The organism is Arthrobacter sp. P1_A5 (assembly GCF_056406825.1).
Genome location: NZ_JBFTZL010000251.1, coordinates 1 through 4,119, shown reverse-complemented (window position 1 = coordinate 4,119; position 4,119 = coordinate 1). Strand labels below are relative to the sequence as shown.

The 4,119-nt window shown below is 64.3% G+C and carries 3 protein-coding genes; 2 read left to right on the top strand and 1 reads right to left on the bottom strand.

Translation table 11 applies throughout. The features are described from left to right. Positions 1 to 541: 541 nt before the first annotated feature. A complete protein-coding gene (locus tag AC1D1S_RS19675) occupies positions 542 to 2,536 on the bottom strand; it encodes an amidohydrolase (RefSeq protein ID WP_476995274.1) in 1,995 nt (664 codons plus the stop codon). 255 nt (positions 2,537 to 2,791) lie between these two features. Here AC1D1S_RS19675 and AC1D1S_RS19670 point away from each other — a divergent pair, with 255 nt between their 5' ends. Both AC1D1S_RS19670 and AC1D1S_RS19665 read left to right on the top strand, forming a co-directional pair. Further along, positions 2,792 to 3,067: a hypothetical protein gene (locus AC1D1S_RS19670; RefSeq protein ID WP_028277917.1), complete on the top strand. Its 276-nt coding sequence runs from the start codon at positions 2,792 to 2,794 to the stop codon at positions 3,065 to 3,067. A 300-nt stretch (positions 3,068 to 3,367) separates the two neighbouring features. Beyond that, a partial coding sequence (locus AC1D1S_RS19665; protein ID WP_476995273.1) for a glycoside hydrolase family 43 protein occupies positions 3,368 to 4,119 on the top strand: 752 nt, incomplete at its 3' end.

Below are 4,119 nucleotides of genomic sequence, written 5' to 3'. Positions count from 1 at the left end.
CGCATGCGCCGGCTCACCGCCCGGCACCTAAGATTCGACAACGATGCCGCCATCGCCGAATGGCGCGCAACCGGCAACGACGAACGCAATGCCCGCCTGGTAGCACCAGGAAGCCAACGCAGCACACTCGTCATCGAACACACACCCGCGACCGTCTCGGCGCCCGGCCGCGAGTAAGCGGCCAGAAACCCAGCCGCGGCTTCAGCGGGACTGCGGCGTTACTCACTGCCTGGAACACAAAATGCCCCCGATTTTCTTTGATGAGTGCCCACCCTAACGTGCCTTCGTAGCCCCTTCTGAGCGGCGGCTTGTCATTGTCACGGCTATCGGCGGCRTAGGCAGACTCACAGACTGCGGTAGTGACAGACTTCCGGTGTTGTGAACGCATTCCTCCCGTCTTGCGAAATGCAGGCAAGCCGCAGTTCTGTGCACGGGGTTGGTGCTGGTGTTTTGGGTCTTGCTGTCAGGGCCGACGGGGGATTGGACGGTTTATTGAATACGCAACATTTGCCACGGACGCGGCTGTCCCGTCCTCGTCTGATTAGGAGGCCGCCGCGTTGGCCGGTGGTGAATTATCCAGGCCCAGCCAGGCCAGGGCTGCGGCGACGAGGGCTTCGGTTCCGGTCTTTAGGGTCGGCTGGAGGACGGGTAGGAACATCGGCGAGTGGTTGGCCGGAACGTCATCCAGCACCCGGCCGTCCCGTACGGCAGCCCTGTAGGTCTGCGGGTCCGTTCCGCCGATGCCCCAGTAGGTGTAGGGGATGTTGCCGGTCCGCGGAATATCGCTAAAGTCCTCGCTGGCGGTCTGGAGCTCGAGGCTGCCGGCCCGGTCGCCGAAGTAGGTGCTGAAGGCCCCGGCTACGCGAGCGGTTGTTGCCTCGTCGTTGACGGTGAGCGGAAAACTGTCGAAGGTTTCGAAGTCCGGTTCTTTGGGGGAGCCGCTGGCGGCGCACTCGGCTTGGACGACACGTCGGACAGAGTCGAGAATCCGCTGCCGGGTGGCGTCGGTGTAGGTGCGCAGGTTCAGTTCCATGACCGCCTGGTCGGGGATGATGTTGCTCTTGGTTCCGGCGTGAAGGCTCCCGACGGTGAGGACGGCAGGYTCGGTGGGCGGGGTTTCGCGGGAAATGATTGCCTGCAGGCGAAGGACGATCATGGCGGCCAGCACGACAGGATCAATAGTGTTCTGCGGCATTGAGCCGTGGCCGCCGCGGCCGTGAACTGTGATGCGGAGGCTGTCGGCGCCGGATAAGACCGGGCCGGACCGGGTGGCGACGTGGCCCGAGACTCCGGGCAGCACGTGCTGGGCGAGTGCGACGTCGGGCGGGGGGATGCGATCAAGGAGGGCGTCGGCGAGCATGCCGCGGGCGCCRTCGCCGGTTTCCTCGGCTGGCTGGAACAGGGCAACGAGCGTGCCTCGCCACTTGTCCTGGTGCTCGGCGAGCAGTCTGGAGGCGCCCAGCAGGCATGCGACGTGAACGTCGTGTCCGCAGGCGTGCATGACGGGCACACGGTCCCCGCCCTGGTCCTGGGCTGTGATGGTGCTTGCGTAGTCTGCGCCGGTCCGTTCCTGCAGGGGCAGCGCGTCCATGTCGGCCCGGAGTAAAACCGTTGGCCCGTTGCCGTTTTGCAGCACCGCAGTGACTCCTGTTCCCCCGATACCGGTCTCCGTTTGGAAGCCGTAGGAACTCATGCTGCGCGCCACGTTGGCGGCGGTGCGGTGTTCTTGGTGTGAAAGCTCCGGGTTTTGGTGGAGGTCCTTGTAGAAGTCCTCCTGTTCCGGGCGGATTGACTCGTAGTGTTGCAATATCTGTTCGGTCGCGGCCACAAGGTCTCCTTTCGTCCGGCTCGAGCGTCCTGCCCTGCCCCCCCAACCTACGCCGGGCCGGTCCCACCTGCTAGGTCTTGCCCGGTCGCGCGCCGTGCCGGGACCGGGCAGCGTGTGGAACCCGCCACCGCAAGTGCAGGGAGAGCACCCGCAGGGTGAGACCACGGCCGCGACGCAGAGTTCCGTCACGGCGTTGAACAGGCTCAGCTGCCACAGGGCTGTGATCAGGGCAACTCCCAGTAGGGCCGGGACGGCGTAGACGTCCCGGGGGTTGAAGAGCTGCGGGTCCCGGTTGGCGACGACGTCACGCAGCAACCCCCCGCCGACCCCGGTGGTGACGCCCAGCAGGGCGGCCGAAACGGGGTTCATGCCCGCGTCCAGGGCCGTGACTGCTCCGGTGGTACAGAACAGTGCCAGGCCGCCGGCGTCAAAGACCAGCAGTGTCCGCGGGAACCGCTGGACACGGCGTGCGAAAAAGTAGACCAGCAGTGCAGCGGCCACCGGCGGAACCAGGTACACCGGCTGGGTGAAAGGCGTCGGGGTAACGCCGATGATCAGGTCCCGCACCACGCCGCCCCCGAGCCCGGTCAGCGACCCCAGCAAGAGCGAGCCCACTATGTCAAAGGGCCGCCGCGCGGCCAGCAGGCCCACCGGCACTTTCTTAGGGAGCGCTTTCGCGCCCTGAGCGGCGGCTCCGTCTTTGGCCATCAGTCTCCTCGCTCCCGAAGTTGACCTAAAGCGGTTGGGATTTCGTATGCCCGAGGACAGACCAAATTGGTGGAAGCTTTACATAAGATCCGCTATCAACTCCCGCCCTGCAGAGTGGCCCATGGCCGATAGCGGAGGTGCCATCCCGGCGCCGTGATGCTGGACTCCTTGGCTGCTTCGGGGGAATAGCGGGGGCTGTGGCGGTCTTGTTCTAACCGGGGCGTCGACAACCGGCTGCCTCGTGAAAGGACCTCATTGCCCACTCCCTTTATCCCGTTCACCATGCGCGCTACTGTCCGCGACGACCACAAGCGCTCTTTCCGCACGGACATAGAACGTCTTACCGGCGGTCATCGCGGGTGGGCGCCCCTGGACGTCGTCAAATCCACCGACACCCAGGCGCTGCTGCGAGGAGCGATCGCTCAAAGCGTTCACACCGCTACGGACGCGAGCCTCGCCCGCTACCTCCAGGATCGCTTTGTCGCTGATAACGATATTTATTTGGATCTCACCGTCTGCATCGGACGCTAGCAGACCCCCACGCAAGCCCCGGACCACGCTGGTCCGGGGCGTTTCCATGTGATCGAAAGGCAGCCGTGCACGTACCGTCTCGCCCCTTGAAGGCATCGTGGCCAATTAGTGCAACGCTCTGGACCATGCAGCGGCAGCGCTGAATGACGTGGCGTCCCCGGCTGTGATGCGGGTGTGAGGCAGGGAAGGTGTTCCAACCAGTGAAAGTCCAGGTGGGACTGCAAGGCGGGACATCCTAGGGTTGAAATTTCTCTACTCCCGCAGACCGGGTAGTCAATGCCAGCAACGGACGGAGCCCCATTGGTTGACATTGCAGTCGAGCAGGTTCGGCAAGTAACATCTCCCGCAGCCATCACACCGGTTATTCCGGGTTTCCACCCTGACCCCACAATCTGTCGGGTCGGCTTCGACTATTTCCTGGCAACGTCGAGCTTTGAGTACTTCCCCGGAGCGCCGATCTTCCACAGCCGGGACCTCGTAACTTGGGATCAGATCGGGAACATCCTCACCCGGCGGAGCCAGTTCGCTGTTGGGGACGGGCGTCCTTCAGGCGGGATCTTCGGCTCAACGCTCAGGCATCACAACGGTGAATTCTGGTTCGTCACCACGAACATGAGCGACTTCGGTGGCGGTCATTTGCTGTTGCGGTCCAAGGAGGCTGCCGGCCCGTGGAGCGACCCAGTACAAATACCGGGAACGCTGGGCATCGACCCGGATATCGCGTGGGACAGCGACGGACGTTGTTACCTCACCTGGGTGGGGTTCGGCCCCGGCGAGAATGAGTCCGGTATCGTCCAGGCGCGGCTGGATCCCGACGCTGGCCGCCTCTTGGAATCTCCCAGGAAGGTGTGGCAGGGAACAGGGTTGGCCTACCCGGAGGGGCCGCACCTGTATGAGGCGGGCGGCTGCTGGTATCTGGTTTTGGYCGAAGGCGGCACGGAACGCGGTCATGCCGTCTCTGTCAGCCGTGGCAGCAGTCCCGCAGGTCCTTTCGAACCGCATCCGAACAACCCCATCATCAGTCATCGCAGCATGGCGGCGCCCGTCCAGAG